Annotated in this window: 24 protein-coding genes; 15 read left to right on the plus strand and 9 right to left on the minus strand. The window is 43.5% G+C overall.

All coding sequences use genetic code 11. The annotated features are described in order from the left end of the window. Nucleotides 1-323: 323 nt before the first annotated feature. The 5 genes from L3V37_RS04130 to L3V37_RS04150 all read left to right on the plus strand — a co-directional run bounded on the left by L3V37_RS04130 (nucleotide 324) and on the right by L3V37_RS04150 (nucleotide 6,910). Complete coding sequence (locus L3V37_RS04130) at nucleotides 324-1,421, plus strand: autoinducer 2-binding periplasmic protein LuxP (protein ID WP_005385634.1); 1,098 nt, start codon at nucleotides 324-326, stop codon at nucleotides 1,419-1,421. Further along, entirely contained in the window at nucleotides 1,421-3,997 is a 2,577-nt protein-coding gene (luxQ, locus tag L3V37_RS04135; RefSeq protein ID WP_169644399.1) for a quorum-sensing autoinducer 2 sensor kinase/phosphatase LuxQ, read from the plus strand. The genes L3V37_RS04130 and luxQ overlap by 1 nt, the downstream gene beginning before the upstream one ends. Before the next feature lie 313 nt (nucleotides 3,998-4,310). After that, nucleotides 4,311-4,766 (plus strand): transcriptional regulator SlyA, encoded by a 456-nt coding sequence (gene slyA / locus L3V37_RS04140; protein WP_005373589.1) that lies wholly within the window; start codon nucleotides 4,311-4,313, stop codon nucleotides 4,764-4,766. Between the two features lie 35 nt (nucleotides 4,767-4,801). Next, nucleotides 4,802-5,860: an HlyD family secretion protein gene (locus L3V37_RS04145; protein WP_005373588.1), complete on the plus strand. Its 1,059-nt coding sequence runs from the start codon at nucleotides 4,802-4,804 to the stop codon at nucleotides 5,858-5,860. Between the two features lie 12 nt (nucleotides 5,861-5,872). Then, nucleotides 5,873-6,910 (plus strand): DUF2955 domain-containing protein, encoded by a 1,038-nt coding sequence (locus L3V37_RS04150; RefSeq protein WP_065275183.1) that lies wholly within the window; start codon nucleotides 5,873-5,875, stop codon nucleotides 6,908-6,910. Nucleotides 6,911-6,912: 2 nt separating this feature from the next. Here L3V37_RS04150 and L3V37_RS04155 read toward each other — a convergent pair whose 3' ends face one another. Both L3V37_RS04155 and L3V37_RS04160 read right to left on the minus strand, forming a co-directional pair. Then, a complete protein-coding gene (locus tag L3V37_RS04155) occupies nucleotides 6,913-7,575 on the minus strand; it encodes a flagellar brake protein (protein ID WP_237305919.1) in 663 nt (220 codons plus the stop codon). Between the two features lie 94 nt (nucleotides 7,576-7,669). Continuing rightward, nucleotides 7,670-8,596, minus strand: coding sequence for a DMT family transporter (locus L3V37_RS04160; RefSeq protein ID WP_053307237.1), 927 nt, complete (start codon nucleotides 8,594-8,596; stop codon nucleotides 7,670-7,672). Between the two features lie 148 nt (nucleotides 8,597-8,744). Here L3V37_RS04160 and L3V37_RS04165 point away from each other — a divergent pair, with 148 nt between their 5' ends. After that, a complete protein-coding gene (locus tag L3V37_RS04165; protein WP_186585449.1) occupies nucleotides 8,745-9,200 on the plus strand; it encodes an Lrp/AsnC family transcriptional regulator in 456 nt (151 codons plus the stop codon). A 5-nt stretch (nucleotides 9,201-9,205) separates the two neighbouring features. Continuing rightward, nucleotides 9,206-9,829: a class I SAM-dependent methyltransferase gene (locus tag L3V37_RS04170; protein ID WP_054576117.1), complete on the plus strand. Its 624-nt coding sequence runs from the start codon at nucleotides 9,206-9,208 to the stop codon at nucleotides 9,827-9,829. A gap of 24 nt (nucleotides 9,830-9,853) precedes the next feature. On the opposite strand, the gene L3V37_RS24230 is transcribed toward L3V37_RS04170, so the two are convergent. Together L3V37_RS24230 and L3V37_RS04175 are read right to left on the minus strand one after the other, a co-directional pair. Further along, the gene (locus tag L3V37_RS24230) at nucleotides 9,854-10,084 is read right to left on the minus strand and encodes a hypothetical protein (RefSeq protein WP_080276950.1); all 231 of its coding nucleotides are present in this window, start codon (nucleotides 10,082-10,084) and stop codon (nucleotides 9,854-9,856) included. 271 nt (nucleotides 10,085-10,355) lie between these two features. After that, nucleotides 10,356-10,904 (minus strand): hypothetical protein, encoded by a 549-nt coding sequence (locus L3V37_RS04175; protein ID WP_017635183.1) that lies wholly within the window; start codon nucleotides 10,902-10,904, stop codon nucleotides 10,356-10,358. A gap of 103 nt (nucleotides 10,905-11,007) precedes the next feature. Here L3V37_RS04175 and L3V37_RS04180 point away from each other — a divergent pair, with 103 nt between their 5' ends. From L3V37_RS04180 to secF, 4 genes are all read left to right on the plus strand, one after another. After that, nucleotides 11,008-11,676 (plus strand): SH3 domain-containing protein, encoded by a 669-nt coding sequence (locus tag L3V37_RS04180; protein ID WP_237305887.1) that lies wholly within the window; start codon nucleotides 11,008-11,010, stop codon nucleotides 11,674-11,676. 168 nt (nucleotides 11,677-11,844) lie between these two features. Then, nucleotides 11,845-12,324: a hypothetical protein gene (locus L3V37_RS04185; protein ID WP_005373572.1), complete on the plus strand. Its 480-nt coding sequence runs from the start codon at nucleotides 11,845-11,847 to the stop codon at nucleotides 12,322-12,324. 164 nt (nucleotides 12,325-12,488) lie between these two features. Next, nucleotides 12,489-14,327 carry a protein translocase subunit SecD gene (secD, locus tag L3V37_RS04190; protein WP_053304528.1) on the plus strand — a complete coding sequence of 613 codons (1,839 nt, stop codon included), beginning with the start codon at nucleotides 12,489-12,491 and terminating at the stop codon, nucleotides 14,325-14,327. Nucleotides 14,328-14,329: 2 nt separating this feature from the next. Then, nucleotides 14,330-15,232, plus strand: coding sequence for a protein translocase subunit SecF (gene secF / locus L3V37_RS04195; protein ID WP_005373567.1), 903 nt, complete (start codon nucleotides 14,330-14,332; stop codon nucleotides 15,230-15,232). Nucleotides 15,233-15,290: 58 nt separating this feature from the next. Here the strand turns inward: secF and L3V37_RS04200 are convergent, their stop codons facing one another. Further along, nucleotides 15,291-15,557 carry a hypothetical protein gene (locus L3V37_RS04200; RefSeq protein WP_005389279.1) on the minus strand — a complete coding sequence of 89 codons (267 nt, stop codon included), beginning with the start codon at nucleotides 15,555-15,557 and terminating at the stop codon, nucleotides 15,291-15,293. Nucleotides 15,558-15,572: 15 nt separating this feature from the next. Continuing rightward, the gene (locus L3V37_RS04205; protein ID WP_021035942.1) at nucleotides 15,573-16,193 is read right to left on the minus strand and encodes a LysE family translocator; all 621 of its coding nucleotides are present in this window, start codon (nucleotides 16,191-16,193) and stop codon (nucleotides 15,573-15,575) included. 739 nt (nucleotides 16,194-16,932) lie between these two features. Between L3V37_RS04205 and L3V37_RS04210 the strand changes: the two genes are divergently transcribed. The 4 genes from L3V37_RS04210 (at nucleotide 16,933) to phaC (ending at nucleotide 21,128) form a co-directional block, all read left to right on the plus strand. Continuing rightward, a complete protein-coding gene (locus L3V37_RS04210; protein ID WP_005373555.1) occupies nucleotides 16,933-17,673 on the plus strand; it encodes an SDR family oxidoreductase in 741 nt (246 codons plus the stop codon). 12 nt (nucleotides 17,674-17,685) lie between these two features. Beyond that, the gene (locus tag L3V37_RS04215; RefSeq protein ID WP_130546513.1) at nucleotides 17,686-18,894 is read left to right on the plus strand and encodes an acetyl-CoA C-acetyltransferase; all 1,209 of its coding nucleotides are present in this window, start codon (nucleotides 17,686-17,688) and stop codon (nucleotides 18,892-18,894) included. A 44-nt stretch (nucleotides 18,895-18,938) separates the two neighbouring features. Then, a complete protein-coding gene (locus L3V37_RS04220; protein WP_005373550.1) occupies nucleotides 18,939-19,286 on the plus strand; it encodes a phasin family protein in 348 nt (115 codons plus the stop codon). A gap of 66 nt (nucleotides 19,287-19,352) precedes the next feature. After that, the gene (gene phaC / locus L3V37_RS04225; RefSeq protein WP_017819891.1) at nucleotides 19,353-21,128 is read left to right on the plus strand and encodes a class I poly(R)-hydroxyalkanoic acid synthase; all 1,776 of its coding nucleotides are present in this window, start codon (nucleotides 19,353-19,355) and stop codon (nucleotides 21,126-21,128) included. 173 nt (nucleotides 21,129-21,301) lie between these two features. Here phaC and L3V37_RS04230 read toward each other — a convergent pair whose 3' ends face one another. Genes L3V37_RS04230 through L3V37_RS04240 form a run of 3 tightly spaced genes read right to left on the minus strand, consistent with a single transcriptional unit; the run spans nucleotide 21,302 to nucleotide 22,510 of the window. Continuing rightward, nucleotides 21,302-21,436, minus strand: coding sequence for a TIGR02808 family protein (locus tag L3V37_RS04230; RefSeq protein WP_005373546.1), 135 nt, complete (start codon nucleotides 21,434-21,436; stop codon nucleotides 21,302-21,304). 11 nt (nucleotides 21,437-21,447) lie between these two features. Further along, nucleotides 21,448-22,026, minus strand: coding sequence for a NapC/NirT family cytochrome c (locus tag L3V37_RS04235; RefSeq protein WP_005373542.1), 579 nt, complete (start codon nucleotides 22,024-22,026; stop codon nucleotides 21,448-21,450). 28 nt (nucleotides 22,027-22,054) lie between these two features. Then, nucleotides 22,055-22,510, minus strand: a complete 456-nt coding sequence (locus L3V37_RS04240; RefSeq protein WP_005389061.1) for a nitrate reductase cytochrome c-type subunit — start codon at nucleotides 22,508-22,510, stop codon at nucleotides 22,055-22,057. Nucleotides 22,511-22,568 lie beyond the last annotated feature (58 nt).

The raw sequence follows: 22,568 nt of genomic DNA on the forward strand, positions 1-22,568 counted from the left end.
TTGCTACGCAAAGATACACGGAAACCGCCTATGTCACATTGGCGGTTTCTTTTTGTTTTTGGAGTACCATGTAGGAATAAACTGACGCATAATGGGCTGGTGTTCTGTTTAAAGGTCCTGAATATGAAAAGCGCGAAATGTCTCTACGTTATCGAGACAAAGGAAGCGACTCAATGTACTTTATTTGCATCCACTCAGACCAAGAACCAATTTACTATTGAAACAGGCACTAAGAGGAAGGTAGATTACAAGAGTATAGGATGACTCGGCTAGGTAATGAATAGAGCTGAATTAGGCTCATAAAAAAGCTAAAAGAGCAGTAGATGAAAAAAGCGTTAGTATTCTCCCTGATTTCAATGGCCGCTTTTGCGCCGAATGTGCAGGCCACCCAAGTTCTTAATGGGTATTGGGCATATCAAGAGTTTTTAGACCAGTTTCCACAACAGAAGCAGTTAACTAGTGCGTTGGCTGAAGTGGTAAGAGAAACCCCTGTACCCGTAGCAAAAGACAAAAAGCGTCCACTGAAAATTTCTGTTGTTTATCCAGGGCAGCAGATCTCTGATTATTGGATTCGAAACATCGATGCGTTTGAAAAACGCCTAGATAAGCTTGATATCGACTATCAACTAAATCAAGTGTTTACTCGTCCTAATGCAGATATAAAGCAGCAAAGTTTGTCTTTAATGGAGGCGCTGAAAAGCAACTCCGATTACTTGATCTTTACTCTAGATACCACAAGACATCGTAAGTTTGTTGAGCATGTCTTAGACTCAAAGAAAACCAAGTTAATCTTACAAAATATCACCACACCTGTTAGGGATTGGGAACATCATCAGCCGTTTCTTTATGTTGGTTTCGACCACGCAGAAGGAAGTCGTGAATTGGCCGTTGAGTTTGGCAAGCGTTTCCCTAAACATAGCCACTATAGTGTTCTCTATTTCTCGGAGGGCTACATTAGTGACATCAGAGGCAACACTTTTATCAACCAAGTGAACCGCGATAACCAGTTTGAACTACAATCTGCTTACTACACCAAAGCAACAAAGCAATCTGGGTATGAAGCTGCAAAAGCCAGTTTGGAGAAGTATCCGGACGTTGATTTCATTTACGCGTGTTCTACCGATGTAGCATTAGGTGCTGTTGACGCTCTTAAAGAGTTAGGTCGTGACGATGTAATGATCAATGGTTGGGGCGGCGGTTCAGCAGAGTTAGAGGCGCTTTCTAAAGGGGAGTTAGACGTTACCGTTATGCGTATGAACGATGATACAGGTATTGCAATGGCTGAGGCCATTAAGTGGGATTTAGAAGGAAAGCCAGTTCCCACCGTTTACTCTGGTGATTTTGAAGTCGTTACCAAATCGGACTCTCCAGAAAGAATTGAAGCATTAAGAAAACGTGCATTTAGATACTCAGATAATTGATGACAACTACATCAAAAACAAGAAAGCGTCGCTCACTGTCGACGCTTATTACCAAAATAATTATTCTCGTACTTGCTCCGATCATTCTAGGCATCTTTGTTCAGAGTTATTACTTCTCGAAGCAGATTATTTGGCAGGAAGTCGACCGAACCAAGCAGCAGACCTCTGCCCTGATCCTGAACATTTTTGATAGCCATTTTGCAGCGATTCAGATTCATCACAACAGCAATTCGAAAAGTGATGTTGTATTGGATTTTTATACAGAACGTGATGAAGAGGCACTCAATTACTTTTTCATGAGTATTGACCAGAGTGATCCTTCCCATACACCAGAGTTTCGTTTCCTAACCGATCATCAAGGTATTATTTGGGACGATGGCAACGCGCATTTCTATGGCATCAACAACCTGATACTTAGCCGACTTGCCAGTCAAGTGACCTTTAGCAACAACTGGTATTATCTACCCTCACAGACCCCGATGGGAACTCGCCATCTTTTACTTCGTCGTGTACCCGTTTTACAACCTAAAACCGGTGAAGTGATGGGGTACTCTTACAATGTTGTTGTTTTAGATAATAACTTTGGGTTGATGGAAAGGTTAAAAAATGAAGGCAACGTCGACAATGTTGTGTTGGTCGCTAACAACACACCATTGGCAAGCTCATTAGTAGGAGATGAGGCTTATCAAATATTTGACGTACTCAAACGACGAGAGTCCCAGCACAAGCTTGACCAATTATTGATCATCAAAACCCCTATTGAGGTAAATGCCGCCGAGACTGACTTGTGCTTGCTTACTGTGCAAGACAATCAGAGCGTGGTGACATTGCAAATCCAACACCTGCTAGCAATGCTAGCCTCAGTTATCGGTATGGTCATGATTGCGCTAATGACTAAAGAATGGATCGAGAATCGAGTAGTTGAAGAGTTAGGATCTCTGATGGCATATACCCGCTCGGCTCGTGAAGAAAAAGGATTTGAGCGCTTTGAGGGGTCAGATATTGAGGAATTCGATCATATTGGTTCGACACTAGAAAACACTTTTGAAGAGCTTGAAGCACAAAAGCGCTCTTTCCGCGACCTGTTTAACTTTGCGTTATCTCCTATTATGGTGTGGTCTGAATCGGGTGTGCTTGTCCAAATCAATCCGGCAGCACGCAAAGAGTTAGTCATGGAAAACGATATTGAAACCATGCACCCAGTGTTCAAAGGTTTCAAAGAAAAGTTGATGCCACACCTTCGCATGGCGGCTCAGGGAGCTACGTTGACAGGCGTTAATGTGCCAATTGGAGACAAAGTATATCGCTGGAACTTATCGCCGATTCGAGTTGATGGAGATATTAGCGGTATTATTGTTCAAGGTCAGGATATAACCACGCTAATTGAGGCGGAAAAACAGAGTAACTTGGCGCGCAAAGAAGCAGAGAAATCTGCTCAAGCCCGTGCCGACTTTCTGGCTAAAATGAGCCATGAGATCCGAACGCCAATCAATGGAATTTTAGGGGTTGCTCAATTGCTAAAAGACTCTGTGGAAACAGAAGAGCAGAATAACCAAATTGACGTACTTCGACATAGTGGTGAGCACTTACTTGCTGTTTTGAATGATATTTTGGACTTTTCGAAGATTGAGCAGGGTAAGTTTAATATCCAAAAGCACCCGTTTTCTTTCACTGATACAATTCGAACGTTAGAAAACATTTATCGTCCTATTTGTGAAAGTAAAGGCGTCAACCTTGTCATTGAAAACAAAATAGATCCCAATGTTGAAATCTTTACTGACCAAGTTCGTCTGAACCAAATTTTATTCAACCTAGTCAGTAACTCAGTAAAGTTTACGCCCTCGGGTAGCGTGCGCTTGCATGCGGAACTTGAGCAGTTCTATGGCGCTGACAATAGTGTACTGGTCGTGGAAATTACGGATACAGGTATCGGCATCGAGTCTGACAAACTCGACCAAATGTTCGAACCTTTTGTTCAAGAAGAAGCAACAACGACTCGAGAATACGGTGGCAGTGGCTTAGGGCTGACCATTGTGAAGAGCCTTGTCGACATGCTGGAAGGTGATGTTCAAGTCCGCAGTCAGAAAGGCTTAGGAACGACTTTTGTCATTACAATGCCAGTGAAAGATCGTGAGCGAGTACTCACCCCTCTTGATTCGAGTTTGCGAGTTAAGCCAGGTGAACTATTTGCAGAGAGTCTCAAAGTGCTGTTGGTAGAGGATAACCATACTAACGCATTCATTCTAAAAGCGTTTTGTAACAAGTACAAAATGCAGGTTGATTGGGCGAAAGATGGGTTAGAAGCAATGGAATTCTTAAAAGATCATACTTACGATTTGATACTGATGGACAACCAACTTCCGCATCTTGGTGGAATTGAAACGACCAAAGAGATCCGACAAAAGCTAAAACTAGGCACGCCAATTTATGCGTGTACTGCTGACACCGCGAAAGAAACCAGTGACGCCTTTATGGAATCGGGTGCGAATTACGTGCTTCTCAAGCCGATTAAAGAAAATGCGCTCCATGAAGCATTTGTGGATTTTAAGCAGCGGTTCTTAGTCGAGCGAACATGAATAATTGGCTCACTACGAGATAACCCAATTATTCATTATCTGAAAAGCACAACACCATGACTGTGGGTTGTGCTTTTTTGTATCTGCCTCTTTTACTCTTATACAAATCAGACTTTTCAGACTTTTCAGACTTTATTGGTCTCGACGTTTGTTGTGTACATCGCAGCATTTCAAATTCAAACATCGTGTTGTGTTACTTAGATTTCTGCCCCTTCACTGACACACCCAACGTGATTTCAATCACAAAAAGATATTTACTTAGCGTGCTAACTATTTTATATTGCTTAGCACGCTAAGTAATTGAGTAGATCTTATGATTCAAGACATCAACAGTTTGCGAGACCTTTCTCTGGCTGAAAAATTATCTCGTGTTGCTCGTTTATGGAAAATGGTTGCAGATCGTGAGTTAGAGCCTTTAAACCTAACGTATCCGCGTTGGACTGCGTTATGGAAGCTTTATCGAATGGGTGACAACATCAGTCAGAAGCATTTGGCTGAAGCGCTTGAGATCGAGTTAGCGTCGTTGATGCGAACATTAAAATTATTAGAAGAGCAATCTCTGATCACTCGCCATTGCTGTGAACACGATAAGCGAGCACGTATTGTTAGCCTCACAGAAGAGGGGAAAACCCTACTAAAGCAAATGGAGGCTCGAATTCTTCAAGTTCGAAGCAAGCTCCTAACGGACATCAACGACCAGGAACTTCAGCAGCTTTCATTGATTCTTGATCAGATTGCTCACAATGCGCTTGATTCACTTAGCGAATAAGTCAGAAAACCGAATAAAAAGAGAAGTAAACGCCTATGACTCCAGATCAAAAATTCGCACGTTGGATCAAATATTCTTGCGTCGCGTTTGTCCTTGTCTTTGCCTATTTTCTAGTTGCAGATCTCGCCATGCCGTTGACGCCTCAGGCAATGGCAACGCGTGTGGTAACTAAAGTGGCCCCCCGTGTGAGTGGGCAGATTACGCATCTTTATGTTGCCAACAACCAAGAAATAAGCCAAGGCGATCTACTATTTCAGATTGATCCCCAGCCTTATCAGCTCGCCGTAGAAAAGGCTCAACTTAACCTTGAGCGTGTGATTCAAAACAACGAACAACTTGATGCTTCTATTGCTGCGGCAAAAGCAGACGTTGAAGCGAGCAAAATCGTGGCGGAACAAAAAGTTCGCGAAGCAAAACGTCTTAATACTCTGTTTCACCGTAATGGTACTTCGCAACAGCAGCGCGATGACGCACAGAGCAGTGCAACGGCAGCTAAAGCGAACTTACTGGCCGCACGTGCTCGTTTAAAAGAGTTGGAAGTAAACCGCGGTGATTTAGGCGCGACGAATGTGAATATCCGCGTAGCGCAAAACCAGCTAAAACAAGCGGAACTTAATCTGTCTTACACTCAAGTCTCGGCGGAACATGATGGCGTTGTCGCTAACTTGCAGCTGGAGACGGGGGCCTATGCGGCAGCTGGTACACCTCTTGTCGCTTTAGTCTCCGATGACGTGGATATCATTGCCGACTTTCGTGAAAAGAGTTTACGACACTTTAATCAGAACAGCCGTGCGTTAGTGGCTTTTGATAGCTTACCTGGTGATGTATTTGAAGCTCGTATTACGAGTGTGGATGCCGGGGTCAGCTCGGGTCAGTTCGATGCGGATGGTCGCTTAGCAACACCAACTGACTCAAACCGTTGGGTGAGAGACGCGCAGCGCTTACGTTTACATTTAGCTATCGATGAGCCTCAGCAGCGTGCATTTCCAGCAGGGGCACGAGCAACCGTGCAGTTGTTGCCAGAAAACGCATTATCTGGCTGGTTAGCGAGGTGCCAGATCCAATTCTTGAGTCTTCTTCATTATATTTATTAACGAGGAGGCGATATGAAGTTATGGGACCACCCCATGTCGGAAAACGACTTCCGTCAGTGTTTGCGCATTGCAACTGGTGCGACCATTGGTTTCACTTTATGTAAAGTATTTGGTTGGAACTATGGCGTATTCTTTACTGTAACCCCGATGCTGTTACTTGGAATGGTGCCAGTCATGAGTCTACATGCCGCACGACAACTGATTTTTTCAGCGGTTGTGTGTGGATTAGAAGTTGGTGTTCTTGGTGGGTTATTTGGTGGGCACCCTGGCATGATGACAATCATTGCATTCGGGTTGTTCCTGTATAAATTCGCCTGTATGTCAAAAGGGAGCTTATTCTTATTTGGAGCGAACAGCGTACTGAGCTTAAGCATCATGCTGCATTTTGCGAGTTATCCAACCACTGACTTAAATGACCTAATATTTAGCAATCTGCAAGCGAATGTTATTTCAGTGATCGTTGCTTATGTGGTGACATTTTTGATTCCCGATGCGGAACCTCGTCAGCCACCAGCGAAACCGTCGCAGCCTAAACAGAGTCATCGAATGCGTCATGAAGCCCTTATGGGGGCGAGTATCGCTACAATGTCTTTCCTTGTATTCCAGCTATTTGACCTCAGTGACTCTATGTCTGCTCAGGCGACAACCTTACTTTTATTGTTTCCTATGCATTGGAACGGTGCTTTAGGGTATGCGCGAAAAAGAGCAATGGGGACCTTGATGGGGGTGACCTTTGGTGTTGTCGGACAACTTGTATTATACGATTGGTCGGATACCTTATTGTTTATCGTCCCATTGCTTTGGATTGGGGCTATGATGTTCAGCTATATGCACGTGAAAGAGTCTAGCGGTTCGGGAGCCGGATTTGGTGGCTTAACCACATTAGGCATTTTGTTCGGCCAATATCTTACTCCGGATGGTGACTTAATGTTCAGTGCGCTGTATCGCGTGAGCAGTATTTTGTTTGCTATTGTTGCGACGCTGCTTGTGACCTATACGGTTCACAGAATACTCAACAGCTTTGAGGCGACGCGCTTTAGCGAGCAGTAAGTTCAGACGTTACTGGTTAGAAAGGATTGCTCCAGTAACTCTGTTTTTAGTTCGTGAGTCATCTCAATGGAACTAGCAAACTTAATTCCAACTACCCATCCCTTCGCCAATTTCTTAATGTTGGCAATGACACATCGATTTTCTTCTCCGATATAGTGGCTTAACGGGCATTCGATGGTAACACTCTCACCCACGTTGAATTCGGGCTCAATCAAGGTTGATATACCAACACCTGCTAGAGAGAAATCGATAAGGCTACCGTCGTAGACATTCCCTGCATGAATAACGTTACAGTCCATTTGCAACTTGTAACGCTCATGTTCCCGAACTGGTTTGGTTGCAAATGTTCCTGGAATGCGGATAAACAAAAGGGGAGATGGTCGAACGGTCGTCGTCAGCACGCTGGACTTAAACGCAATGACATGGCCTAACTCCGTATCTGATACACCACGCACTATGATATCGGTGTTGGGGAGTTTTCTCATCACTTGCTCTTCAAGCAAACGCATTGGTATATCAAGAATCAAATAAGCATTTTCTTTCATCCCAAGATAGGTGGTGGAATACGTATATTGATCCTTAGGCCCAAATTCGAAATTAGTAGAAAGTTTCATTCCCGGTTTGAGAAACCTATGCAGTTCATCTTTAGTATGAGTGGCTGGCATCACATTGGCGTTTTAATTTTTAGTTAAGCTGAGGCTATCAAAACGCCATTTTGTTATTCAAGATAGTAGGGCATAAGTTTTTGTAAAATCATCGCTATCTGTGAAGTGGTGGGCGATAAGTTTGGTTCATTCCACCTTTCATAAAGATTTGGCTTGCCACAATACTGCCGCATGTGACCAACATCAGCGCTAACCAAGTGAGAGAATCTGGTTGTTCACCAAAAATTGGAACGGCAAGAAGTGTCGCGACGACTGGAGTTAATGAGCCAAAAGCAGCGCTGGCTTCGGCACCGATGATCCTAATTGCATAAATGAAAGTGAAAGAAGCGATTAAACCTGCGCCAACACCTTGTAGCATCGCGTGGCCAAATAACTCCTCCCATGGCCACTGGCTAAACGGTGTTACCACCAAATAACTGTCTACCCACCCGAAACCAACGGCGATGATGAGCAGAGCCAAAGACGCGATTGCAACGAATCCTGCACAGACGTGTGCATTAAGATTGGCGACACGAGCGCTGATGGTGAAAGCAGCCCACATGATGCTGCCAGTTAGAAACAGGATATGCCCTTGCAACTGAGACCAGTTGTACTCTGCGCCGCTATTCGAAAGAAGAAAAACAAAAATGCCTAACAACACCGTAGAAAGCCCGATTAAGCGGTGAGCACTCAGCGACTGTTGATAACAAAGTACCGCGATAGCAGAAACAAACAATGGCAAAGTGCCAGGTACTAATGCACTGCCGTGCGCCACGGGAGCGAAATGCATAGCCGTTCCGACGACCAGAAGATAGGGAAGGCCGCTTCCAACCACAACACCAACCAGGTAGCGTTTAGGCACCACGCGCAGCGACTGTTTATGCTTAATCACAAATGGTAATAAAATTATACTTGGGATTAGAAAGCGAACTAACGCGATATCGGCTGGCTGCAAGGCAGAAATTGCGCCCCCTTTTAAAGAAATAAAGAAACCAGACCAAAGCAGTAAGGTCGTTAATATAGCTGCGTATCCCAAGATCATTATCGACATGTCCATTTGTAAATGATGTGTTAATTGTTGAATAAAACTCTTGCCAAAGGGAGGCAAAGTTTGACGTAATTAGGCTTGATGTTGGTGATAAATTGCGTATAAGTGTTAATTGTTGGTGATTAAAGGCACGGAAGAATAAATGGATAAAATTGACAGGCAACTTATCAACCTAATGCAGAAGGATGCCACTCTGACAACGGCAGAACTTGCTGACCAAGTAGGGCTATCGGCATCACCTTGTGCAAGACGCATTAAGCGTTTGGAGCAGGAAGGTGTAATAAGTGGTTATCGAGCTATTGTGTCCAGAGACACTGTAGGCATCGCGATGACTGTATTTGTTGAAGTGAGTTTAAATAACCACCAAGCTTCTTCGATTGATGAGTTTGAACATGCCGTTGTTGAGATGGATGAAGTGATCTCATGCCATGTCGTATCAGGGGCCTATGATTACCTGTTAGAGGTGGTCAGCAAAGACCTCGTTGGCTATGAAACATTTACTAGAAAGTTACAGCGATTAGAAAATGTGAAAGATATTCATACCCACCTGGCGATTAGACAAGTGAAAGGAAATGGCAGTTTGCCGATTTATGCATAAGAAAGATGAAATTTTTCGATAGACTTAAGATTGCCCACTATCATCGAAAGCGATATAGACAGTTTGGTAAAGACAGAGCCCGAACTCTGGGATGGGCAGATAAGTATAGTCAGATCAGCCGTTTTGAGGCGTTGTGCCGAGGGTTAACGTTAGACGGTTCAAGTATTTTAGATATTGGGTGCGGCTACGGAGACTTGTTAGCGTTTATCGAACTTACGGGGGGGCTTCCTCAAAGCTATATTGGCATTGATCAGCAAAAACAGTTTATCTCTGAAGCCAGAAAACGAGATTTTCGTACGCAAAGTAAGTTTATATGTGGCGACTTTTCAACGTTGGTATTGCCTCGTTGCGACTTTGTTTTTGCTTCCGGATCATTGAACTATCAATCCACCAACCCAAATCATACCATTGAAATGATTGATAAAATGTACCGAGCGACAGAGAAAGGTTGTGTGTTTAACTTGTTGGATGAATCCAAACTACCCAGCATGAAAATGTTAGCGTCGCACAATAAAGAAGGTGTCTTTCGCTATTGTCGGTTGCTGTGTCCGAATACACGATTGATTGAGGGGTACTCCGAGCACGACTTTACGATTGCCATGATCAAAAAAGCGAAGTCCGTTTCCTGACTCCGCCTTATAAATTCTTAAGCCTTATTGGTTTTTGTATTGTGAGATTTCACAGTTACCTGTGTATCTATCAACCTTGAATGAGAAAGCGGCTGAATGGTATTCCCTCCCATCACTCCATATTGTTTCTCCGAAGATTTTACAAAGATCCAAATCACTGATTGAACCGAACTCTTTTACGTGCCTAACTACTGACAAAAACTTGGCTTTGGTAGCATTAGGACATTCCCTGTTACTTAATCGATTGATAACCATGTTTGTAGCATCATCTCCAGCCAAATGTGACTTTTTATTAAATTTTATTAATGGCTAAACTAACCAAAAAATGTCCATAAGTAAAGCATTAATGTGACGTATGTCTCTATAAATTGATTGTCTTGGTCATGGTTTAGTCAAGTTTGTCAAAGGGAACAATCCCATTATTTACATTTGATATCATTCACGACTAAGGAAAGATAAAAAGCACGAATAACGTCCAATATTGGAGTGAAAAACCAACATCGTCTATTCAAAACTGGCTCTGTTTTTACTTCGAAACATCTTGAGCGTATTGAAGCGCTCGGGCTTCTTTATCATAGACTTGTGACAGAGTTTGATATTGTGAAGAGAGGCGCTTGTAATCTTCAGCAAGTTCCAAAGCGTTGGTGTTATACCATTCCGCAGTTATTTGATTGGCTGTTTTGTTTGACTCGCGGCACTTCTGGGCCAGTATCTCCCACCCATTTGCTGACCATTGGGATTGTGTGCTCAATTTAAGCAGCTGATTCGCTTTAGTTGTGAGCTCTTCTTTGTATTGAATCGATGCTTTTAATTGCGCTTTGAACACATTTTGGTTCGACTTGGCACGCCAAAGTAGCACGAGCTCATGCAGTGAAAAGGTTTCGGACAATAACTGACGCTGTTTATGTTCGGTCAAAAGTGTATTGAATACCTCAACATGCTGATTGTAATTGGACTCTAAACGATTGAATTGGGTAAGATTGTCATTCCACGACGATGGGTTACATTGAATATTGGCGTGCCCCGTTATCGGGAACAGAAGAAATAGTAGTATCCAATTGAGTCTGTTGATCATTATTGCTCGCGTTAGTTGACCTGCTCTTTTGAGTATATACCCAAATTTCTACGACATGCGTGCTGCTGGTGGGATAAGAATAAAGAATGAAAAGGAAAAGGGCATGAAGAAAATTCTCGTCGCATTGATTGTCATGCTGTTGCTCGGCGGAGCGGGGGCTGGATACTATTTCTTCTTTATGCAGAAAGATGAACCTGAAGCACCAAAGGCTACACAAGTCGAGCAATCGTCACTGCAAAAAGAAACATCCAAACCGATTCTGGATTTAGAAGCCGTTCCCCCGGAAGTTACCGAGTACTACGTTATTGAGCGTCGTGTCAATGTTTACAACAAGCCTAACCCTAATGCTTTAGTTGTCGATACGCTCTATAAGGGAGAAAAAGTATCGGTGTTAGAAAAAGTAGATGGGTGGTACCGAATCTCCGGCTATCTTGTCTATGAAGAGGGTGGAGAAGAAAAAGCCGAATGGTTGAATGCTGAAGGGTTATCGGATGCAGAGCCAGTTATTAAAGAGCAAGAGCGCTTAGAGATATTGGATGAATACCTACAGAAGTCGGATGATTTAAAAGTTCACTTGGATATTTTCCGTAAGAAAACACAGCAATTGTTAGACGATGAAACCTGTGAACCGAGTGATTTTGAGGAGCTCGGAGGCTGGGTTCGTTCTGTGACGTTCAAAAAGCGCAACGTTTACTTCATCTATTGTGGCGGTTTGGAGCAAGAGAACAAGATCTACTTAGATGTTGATAAGGGCGATATTTTTTATCGATAACTCACGACCAATTACACTAGTTCTCTAAAGACGTTTTGATAAATGCAATAACGATGCAAACCTGAAATCAGAGATTTATAACTTTTTAGTTGTGAACCATAATCAATAGGAATACTATCAACGAGTCAAGTGACCTAACTTGGCTCTTTGTGTTTTTAGTGAGTTCCTATGCCTTGGATTTACCTTAGAAAGTTGATTTTGCTGCTATTTGCAATGGTATTGCTACCAGTGCATGTATCTGCTGCGCAAATCGACCACAAGGCTCACGTACCGCACTTTTCTAAGCTACAACCTTTTGTAGCCGTAAGTGTATCGCCAAACTCTTCCGTCGATTTTTCTGAAGTTTCAGAAGAAAGCTCTCAATCTCCAGTATCTGAAGGCCATGCAAGTCTCGATTCCGTTGCTTTGTTTAACTCTCAACGCTGGACGTCTTACTTACGGGAAGGGCTTGATGACGAGCACGTAGATTTTGTCGGCGATCTCACGACTCCGTTTTACGCTGATGCGGGTTACGCATACAGCTTGATGGACATTAACTGGCGTCACAACCAGTCCACATTTTATCATTTCACAAGCGATCATCGCATTTCTGGTTGGAAAGAGACCAATGCCATGTACGTCGCACTCAATAGTCAGTTTTCTGCCTAAACACCATCTATTTGCACCATTGTGCACTCTTAACACGACGATTGTATTCGACAGGACGTGAGCGTTCTGAGCATTTCATACCCTGAATTTATTCTGGGAGCATCTGTCGTGTGTTAAGCCTTGTTATTAAAAGCTTCACTTCATTGTGAAGGGATGATGTTTACATGAAAAAAACACCAAAGCAGCAAAAGAACAGAAAGCTGATGAATCACTACTCAGCTTGGAAATATGTCGTATTAATCACGACAGTCATTATTTTAACCCTAAGTGCTATACCAACTTGGTTTGGCGAACAGCCTTCTATCCAGTTGACGTTTGCGGATCAAAACAACAGTGAAATGTCGGTTGTTCATCTGAATCAACTGCTAAAAACCAACCATATTTCAGCCGACAAAATCATCGAAAAAGACGGCAAAACAACCATTGTATTCGATGGTGAAGATGCGCAAAGTAAAGCTCGTGCGTTGTTAAACAAAGAGCTAAATAAAGACGACAGCATCACTTTCTCATACGTATCGGTTGCGCCAGAATGGTTGAATGAGATGGGCTTTAGCCCAATTAAGCTCGGTCTTGACCTTCGTGGTGGCGTTCAGTTTCTGTTGAATGTTGATGTGAATAAAGCGTTTGAAGAACAACGTGATGCGTTGATTGATGAAATTAAAGCGAACCTACGTGATCAACGTGTTCGTGGTGTGCAAGTTCGAGCAGAAAGTGGCAACCGAATTACGGTAAACTGTGACAGCGAGCAAGCATTGTCGGAAGTGAACAAGTTCTTGCGTCAAAACTACCCGGGCTGGATTTCAAAAAGTTCATCTCGTGGCTTTGTGCTTGAACCGAGTGAACAAAATATCCAAGAATTTCAATCGTCGACTCTTCAACAAAACCTGAAGATCATGCGTGGTCGTATTGAAGAACTTGGTATCACAGAGGCACTAGTGCAACGCCAAGGTAAAGAGAGCATTCGAATTGAGCTCCCTGGTGTACAAGATCCTGCTCAAGCGAAAAACGTTATTGGTGCAACAGCAAGCTTGGCGTTTTATGAAGTGAAAGATGCGAGCCAAGCACACAGCAGCCAAGATCTTGTTCTTCAAGATAATGACGGTCGTACTGTTATTTTGGCAAAACGACCAGTTCTAACGGGCGAGCACATCGTGAACGCTCGTGCTGGTGTCGACAAAATGGGCATGTCAGAGGTAAATATTTCTCTTGACCACGCTGGTGGTAAGAAAATGAGTGACTTCTCAGCAACTCACATCGGCAAGCCAATGGCGACCGTTTACCGAGAGTACAAAACAAACGATCGCGGTGTAACTGAGCGTAGTGAGCGCGTTATCAGCGTCGCAACTATTCAATCTCAACTTGGTAGCCAGTTCCGTATTACTGGGGCAGGTAGCATGGACGATGCACAGCAGTTAGCGCTATTACTTCGAGCGGGTTCACTAACTGCGCCGGTTACTATTGTGGAAGAGCGAACAATCGGTGCTTCTCTGGGTGCAGAAAACATTGAAAACGGTTTTGCAGCACTGGCTTTAGGTATGGGTTTAACACTGACCTTTATGGCACTTTGGTACCGCCGCTTAGGTTGGGTAGCAAACGTGGCGCTTTGTGCCAACATGCTTTGTTTGCTTGGCTTAATCGCTTTGTTACCAGGAGCGGTTCTAACGCTTCCGGGTATTGCCGGTTTAGTGTTAACCGTCGGTATGGCAGTGGACACCAACGTTATTATTTTCGAACGTATTAAGGACAAAATGCGTGAAGGCCGCAGCTTCGCTCAAGCGATTGATCTTGGCTTTGACAGCGCATTCTCGACCATCCTTGATGCCAACATTACTACCATGATCACCGCCGTGATTTTGTACGCCATCGGTAATGGCCCAATCCAAGGCTTTGCCTTAACACTCGGATTAGGTTTGTTAACCAGTATGTTTACAGGCGTATTTGCCTCTCGAGCAATGATCAATTTAATTTGGGGCCGCGATGCCCGTCGTGATGTGAGGGTTTAATCATGGTCGAAATGCTAAAACAAAATATTCGTAAAATTCGCTACTTTACTACGCTAGTTTCCATCATTTTAACGGTGATCGCCATCGTCGCTCTAGGCTTTAAAGGGTTGAACCTAGGTTTGGATTTCACTGGCGGTATGGTGACAGAAGTAAAGGTAGATAAGCAGCTAACTAACCATGATCTGCTTGACGTTCTGCAACCAAAGCTTGGTGAATCTGCGTCAGTGACACGCTCTGGTGAAGATGGCCGTTGGGTGATTCGTTACTCTGCGCCGGAAGATGGGCAAACGTTGCCAAGTGTAGAAGAGGTGTTGAAGCCAATCTCTCACCAAGTTGATGTTGTCAGCAACAGTATAGTTGGCGCTCAAGTTGGCCAAGACTTGTTTGAGCAAGGTGGCTTAGCATTGTTGATTTGTGTGTTGAGTATTCTCGGTTACTTGTGTTTCCGTTTTGAGTGGCGTTTAGCGAGTGGTTCACTGTTTGCTTTGGCCCATGATGTGATCTTAGTGCTTGGCTTCTTTGCAATTACTCAAATGGAGTTCAACTTAACCGTTTTTGCTGCTGTGCTGGCGATTTTAGGTTACTCATTGAATGACTCGATCATCATTGCAGACCGAATCCGTGAGCTGTTGATTGCGAAGCAGAGTTGGAAAACAGAAGACATCAATGACCAAGCTGTTATCGCGACGTTTTCACGCACTATGGTGACATCTGGTACGACATTGATCACTGTTGGTGCATTATGGATTATGGGAGGAGCGCCTTTGGCTGGTTTCTCAACCGCCATGTTTATTGGCGTTCTGTCGGGTACATGGTCTTCGATTTCGATTGGTACTGTGCTGCCTGAGTGGTTGAAACTGGAGCCGAAACATTATCTTCCAGTTGAGATCGACGCTGCGCCGTAGCATTATTTTTAAGGTAAAAGTGCTTGCGCCACTCATCTTGAGTGGCGCTTTTTTGTGCTTATTTCACGCGCATCAAGCGATGTTTCACAAGTCCCAAATCGAACTCTAAGACTTGTGAGCGCTTCATTGCTTCGACTTTATTCAACATTGACTCTTGGTAGCCTTTCTTCTTCATCCACTGAAGAGGTACAGAGAAAGCATCTTCATTAACGACATAAGACTCGCCTTTATGCTCACCGGTATAGACGTTCACAACCCAAACTCGGGCTTGAAAGTCCAATACTTCACCCATGACTTTAGCGATTTTATTCAGAATATTTTTCATTGTTTCCAGTTTGCCTTAGCTTAGTAGCAACCAGACACCAACTCCCATCATTAAAGTGCCTGCGATACGGTTCATTAGACGTACATTCTTAGACTGACCTAATACGTGTTTCAATCCTTTACCACCAGTAGCGTACAGAGACATGCAAATGAACTCAAACAGTAAAATAATGGAGACAAGTATGATCAGTTGCGGTGCAAGCGCTGCGTTTTGGTCTATAAAAGGCGGTAAAAGAGAAATCATAAATGCCCAGCCTTTTGGGTTTGCGATTGCGGTAACGAAGCCTTGCATGATCAGTGCGATATTGTCACTCTTTGGTGTTTCTAAGTTGTCGACATTAATCGCAAGTTTCCCTCGCGATCGCCACATTTCAACACCAAGATAGAGTAAATAACCGCCACCAATGAACTTTAACGCGATAAACATCCAAGGATAATTGAGCATAATCGCAGCGATGCCTAACACCGCAGAGACTGACACCAGCGCAACACCGAGAAGCTCTCCTATCATCATCCATAACGTGCGACGATAACCGATACTCATACCTAACGTTAGGGCGAGAGTCATGCACATACCAGGCGTGATTGAGACAAAAAAGAAAGTAGGGATGAACATACTGAGCAATGCAAGATTCATATCTGTTGATGATTTAGTGATTAAAGAGAAGCCACAAAGATAGTGCAAAGTGGAAAAGGATGCTACTACAAAGCGAACGATTACTTTCACTAGTAGCTAGTTGATGTTCTTCGAATATATAAATTTAAAATGAAATTATATTTTAATCTATGCGTCATAATAGTGCGTATTGCACCAGTATGAGACAAGCTCTTATATCATTTTTAGATTAAATATATTTAATTTATTATATTTTATCGGTATTAATCATCACTGTATTAAAATAATCGAGTTGATAACTAAATTATCATTAAATGCAGTAATTAAATGATATGTTTGATAATTATTTTTACTGATAATTGAATTATTATTCTAATCTCAAGTTTGTTGTAATCATATAGGCTTAAAATTCAGATCTTAAATCATGACATAATGTAACGTCTACCATTCTGTATGTAAGTGTATGATATTTAATAATTATGTTTCTATTTCTGTTGGTGTGGCTTTTGTGGAAGTGTGATTTAAAACAATGACTTATGTAAAATTAACCATTTTATAACATTTCACGGGTAATGAGATCTAAATCAATCTTATGCAATTGGGTGAGTTTTTTATTTGAAATGTAATATTTCTAGGTTAACTTAAAATAAAGGCAGCACGGGATTGGTTGTCAAAAGAATAAATAAACACGTCAGTTGGTGAACTATTTCATCAGTGTATTAAGTTTGCTTTTTAAATGCCGTTAAGAATGGAGTCTTCAATGAAGAAAGTCGCTTTGATCACTGGATCAAAAGGCGGAATTGGTTCTGCTATTTCCTCTCAATTAGTTAATGACGGTTACCGTGTAATTGCTACATATTTCACAGGTAACTACGAATGTGCGCTGGAGTGGTTCAACAGCAAAGGGTTTACCAAAGATCAGGTTCGCCTTTTTGAGTTGGATGTAACAAACACGACAGAGTGTGCAGAGAAATTGGCGCAATTGCTTGGGGAGGAAGGAACCATTGATGTTGTTGTCAACAACGCAGGAATCACACGTGATGGCGTGTTTAAAAAGATGACTGCGCAAGCTTGGAATGATGTCATCAATACCAACCTCAATAGTTTATTCAACGTTACGCAACCCCTCTTTGCTGCAATGTGCGAAAAAGGCGGTGGTCGTGTCATCAATATCTCTTCAGTCAATGGTCTTAAAGGGCAGTTTGGTCAAGCAAACTACTCGGCGGCGAAAGCTGGGATGATCGGTTTCTCTAAAGCCTTAGCATACGAAGGTGCTCGCTCGGGTGTGACAGTTAATGTTATCGCTCCGGGTTACACGGGTACGCCAATGGTTGAGCAAATGAAGCCAGAAGTGCTGGAATCCATCACGAACCAAATTCCAATGAAACGTCTTGCGACACCAGAAGAAATTGCAGCATCAGTGAGCTTCTTGGTCAGCGATGCGGGCGCCTACATCACCGGAGAGACTTTGTCGGTGAACGGCGGCCTATACATGCACTAAGGAGAGAAGATGATGGAAAAAGTATTTATCGTAGCGGCGAAGCGTACTCCAATTGGTGCTTTTGGTGGCAGCCTGAAAAATACTTCTGCTGGCGATCTGGCAGCAGTAGCGATTAAAGGCGCGTTGGAAGCGGCAAAGTTGCCTGGCGACAAGGTTGACGAAGTGATTGTTGGCAACGTTGTTGGTGCAGGTCAAGGAATGGGTGTTGGCCGCCAAGCGGCACTGTTTGCGGGGATTCCTGAATCTGTTCCTGCATATGGCGTAAACATGGTTTGCGGTAGTGGCATGAAAACGGTCATGGATGCCGTGTCCCATATCCGTAGTGGCGATGCTGAGATCGTTGTTGCAGCGGGTGTTGAAGTCATGTCTCAGATTCCGTTTGCCGCACCAAGCAGCATTCGTGATGGCAACAAAATGGGCAATCTGGAGCTAAAAGATCTGCTCGTAGCGGACGGTTTAACCGATGTTTACAACCAATATCACATGGGTGTGACGGCAGAAAACGTAGCAAAACAAATCGGCTTAACTCGCCAGCAGCAAGACGAATACGCGCTGTCTAGCCAACAGAAAGCGGTAGCCGCTATCGAAGCTGGCAAATTTCAAGACGAAATTGTTCCAGTGGAAGTAAAGCAACGCCGTGAAACCGTGATGTTTGATACGGATGAATACCCAAAAGCGAACGCGACAATGGAAGCCTTAAGCAAGCTACGTCCTGCTTTTGACCGAGAAGGCACTGTGACTGCGGGTAATGCATCAGGTATTAACGATGGCGCGAGTGCGATTATCGTGGCGTCTGAAAGCGCAGTTAAAGTGCATGGATTAACGCCGCTTGCTGAGATCGTAAGTTATGCGCAATCGGGTCTTGATCCGAAGATCATGGGCCTAGGTCCTGTAGAGTCGGTCAATAAAGCACTCGAAAAAGCGGAACTCACAGTAAATGACATCGACGTTTACGAGTTAAACGAAGCATTTGCAGCGCAAGCACTTGGCGTGATTCATCAGTTGGCGGAAACAAACCAAGTTCCAGTTAACGCGATTCAAGATAAAGCGAACTTTAACGGTGGTGCTATCGCGCTAGGACACCCGCTTGGTGCATCTGGAAACCGAATCTTAGTCACGCTGGTTCACGAGCTTCATAAGCAAAATGGTCAATATGGCGTTGCTTCACTTTGTGTGGGCGGCGGCATGGGCACGGCTGTGGTTGTAAAGACAGTTAAGTAATTATTTAAACGGACATTTTTAATTCTTTCTCTAGGAGACAAACCATGTACACAGATTTCTTCAAAACATTTAGCGATCAAACTGAAAAAAATCTAGAACCTTACTTGAAGTTCAACAAGCTAGTGACAAAAAACGTAGAAGTGTTGACCGAGCTTCAATTGAACGCCATTCGCACATACAGTGAAGTGGGTCTAAACCAGATGAAAGCAGCGACAGAAATCAAAGACGTAACGTCATTGACTGCTTTCAACAGTCAGCAACTAAGCGTACTTACTAAACTTTCTCAACAAATGATGGATGACAGCAACAAGCTTCAAGCGATTGCAAAAGAGTTCAAAGAAGACGTTGAGAAAATGACTTCGGAAAATCTAAAGACTGTTACTCCAGCGTAATTTGTCCGATTCTCGCCGCCCCTAGATTTGGGCGGCGTTGTTTTTTCCGAATATAGGAGTAAGACTATGTTTCAACACTTCTTTTCGGACTATCTTGTGAAGCTTCAGGAAACTAATCATCAGTGGTGGCATGATTTCGAAGTGAACAAGGCAGTCGTGAACTCTCCTTTAAACAAGGCCATGCAAGAAGTGAACTTTGAGGATACTGCCAAACTGTTCGAACAAGCTGCGAATCAGCCTGCTGCGATTTTAAAGCTGCAAGCACAGTGGTGGGAACAGCAGCTGCAAATTTGGCAGAATGTTGCATTGGCAGGGAACCAAGCACAAATCGTCGAAGCTGAAAAAGGGGATAAGCGTTTCTCAAACGAAGCGTGGCAAAATGAAGCCATGTATAGCTTCATCAAACAATCCTACCTTTTATTTAGTAAGACCTATCTGGACACCATCGAGTCTTTGGAAGGCTTAGATGAAAAGACGAAAGAACGTATTATTTTTTTCTCTCGCCAAGCCATTAACGCCCTTTCTCCTTCCAACTTCATCGCCACTAACCCAGAGCTTTTGAAGCTGACACTTGAGCAAAACGGTCAAAACTTACTGGCAGGCTTAGAGCAGTTGAAAGAAGACGTTGAGTCGAGCGCAGACATTTTAAAAATTCGTATGACGAATAACAATGCATTCCGCGTGGGCGATGACGTTGCGACGACACAGGGCAATGTGGTTTTTCAAAACGAATTGTTTGAGTTGATTCAATATCGACCTCTAACAGAGAAAGTGAATGCGACGCCGCTGCTCATCGTCCCGCCTTTCATCAATAAATACTACATCCTTGATTTAACGGCAAAGAACTCAATGGTTCGATGGTTGTTAGAGCAGGGGCACAGTGTATTTATGATGTCTTGGCGCAATCCAGGCAAGGCACAAGCGCACATAGAGTTTGGTGACTACGTGACAGAAGGCGTAGTGAAAGCCGTCGCTGCAATTGAAGATATAACAGGACAAGAACAAATCAATGCTGCTGGTTACTGTATTGGTGGTACTGTTTTAGCAAGCACGGTTGCGTACTACGCTGCAAAACGTATGAAGAAGCGCATTAAGTCTGCCACTTTCTTCACCACGTTGCTCGACTTCTCTCAACCAGGTGAAGTCGGCGCGTATATCAATGACACCATTGTTAGTGCAATTGAAGCGCAAAATAACGCAAAAGGGTATATGGACGGCCGTTCCTTAAGCGTGACGTTTAGTTTACTGCGTGAAAACAGCTTGTACTGGAACTACTACGTAGACAACTACTTGAAAGGCAATAGCCCAGTCGATTTTGACTTGTTGTACTGGAATAGTGACAGCACCAACGTCAGCGCTGCATCTCACAATTTCTTGCTTCGCGAGCTCTATTTAGAGAACAAGCTGGTGCAAGATAAAGGCGTCAAAATTGGTGGAGTATGGATTGATCTAAATAAGATCAAAATTCCTAGCTATTTTGTGTCAACGAAAGAAGACCACATTGCGTTATGGCAGGGAACTTACCGTGGTGCGCTGAACACGGGTGGTAACAAAACGTTTGTCCTCGGTGAGTCTGGTCATATTGCGGGCATCGTGAACCCTCCAGCTAAAAATAAGTATGGTTATTGGTTGAACGATAATTTGGATGACTCTGCTGATGAGTGGTTGAATAACGCGGAACACAAAGAGGGATCGTGGTGGACACACTGGAACGAGTGGTTACTCCAATTCAACCCTAAAGAGCAAGTTGAGCCTTTCCCTATTGGCTCAGAAAACCATCCGGTTATTGATGAAGCGCCAGGACAATACGTCAAACAGGTTCTGCCAGTAAAAGAATCTTAAACAACTCCCTATAGCAGTAAATCTTAGCGGCCTTTATGGTCGCTTTTTTTATGTATGATTGCTTGTTTATTTATTGTTGGCAGTACCATTGAGCAATAAATAAAAAGCGCCGAGAATTTGCTCGGCGCTCAGTGTCAACAAATAGGCTAGTTGACGAGTAGAGATGCGTTACGTTACACCTCTTTATCCTTACCAAATGACAGCAGCCAGAGAGAGATTGCTGCTACCGCCACAAAGCCGGAAAGAATAATCACTGGCATAGCACTGTAGCCAAGGATATGCCAAATTACAGATTCTAATGTACTCATGGTAAGTCTCCTTAGTGCCAGCCTTCAACGCCGCTCATGTCTGGTAGTTTGTGCGCAATACCTTTGTGACAGTCTACACATGTTTTCTCGCCTGAAGCTAGAGCGGTGGAGTGTTGTTCTGCCGCACGTGATCCTTGCTGAGAGTAATCCATGAAATCAAACTCATGACAGTTACGACATTCAAGAGAGTCATTCTTTTTCATACGTGCCCACTCTCGCTCTGCGAGGTGTCCACGACGCTCTTGGAACTTCTCTGGCGTATCGATCGTCTTCGTTACGAAGTGTGCAAATAGCTCTTTAGATGCCTGTACTTTACGAACGATCTTATCCGTCCATTCATGAGGAACGTGACAGTCTGAACAAATCGCACGAACACCAGATCGGTTGGAGTAGTGAATTGTTTCTTGAATTTCAGCAACGATCGGCGCGTGACAGCCAGAACAGAATTCTTCTGTGTTGGTTGCTTCCATACCTGTGTTGAATGCGCCCCAAAATAGAAGGCCACCAGCGAAGCCTAGAAATAAAACCACACCAGCGGCAGCTTTACTCGGGCTCGACAGTCTCTTCCAAAACGCTTTAAGTATTTTCATAAGTAACCTCTTAGTACTCGCGTTTCAATTACTGAAGCGAATCGACTGCCTTAAACTCGTTTTCCACTAGTGGTTTTGCATCCGTTTGTGGAACGTGACATTGCAAACAGAAGTAACGACGAGGAGACATATCTGCCAGTACCGCATCTTCTCTGTTTACATAGTGCGTTACGCTAATTTTAGTCGCACCTGACTCTTTTGCATTTTTCCAGCTATGGCATGCAAGACACTTGTTAGCATTTAACGAAATTTCGTAGTGACGAATGCTGTGTGGGATCAACGGTGGTTGATAAACATAGCTGTCTTCAACAATTTGATCTTTAGGGAAGTCTTTGAACTCGTCTGCTGGACGCGTATCTTCCAATTGAGACATTCCACGTAAAGATTCTAGACCACCAATACCACCTGGATTATCCAACTCAGCTTGCGCAATGCCTGTCACTAACGCACCTACAGATAAAACTGCGACAAGTAATTTTTTCATCATTTCATCTCCGCCTTTATGGCTTAAATTCTTTATTAGGCCGCCATAATGACGGCCG

It is taken from the genome of Vibrio sp. D54, assembly GCF_021728075.1.
Lineage (GTDB): Bacteria > Pseudomonadota > Gammaproteobacteria > Enterobacterales > Vibrionaceae > Vibrio > Vibrio alginolyticus.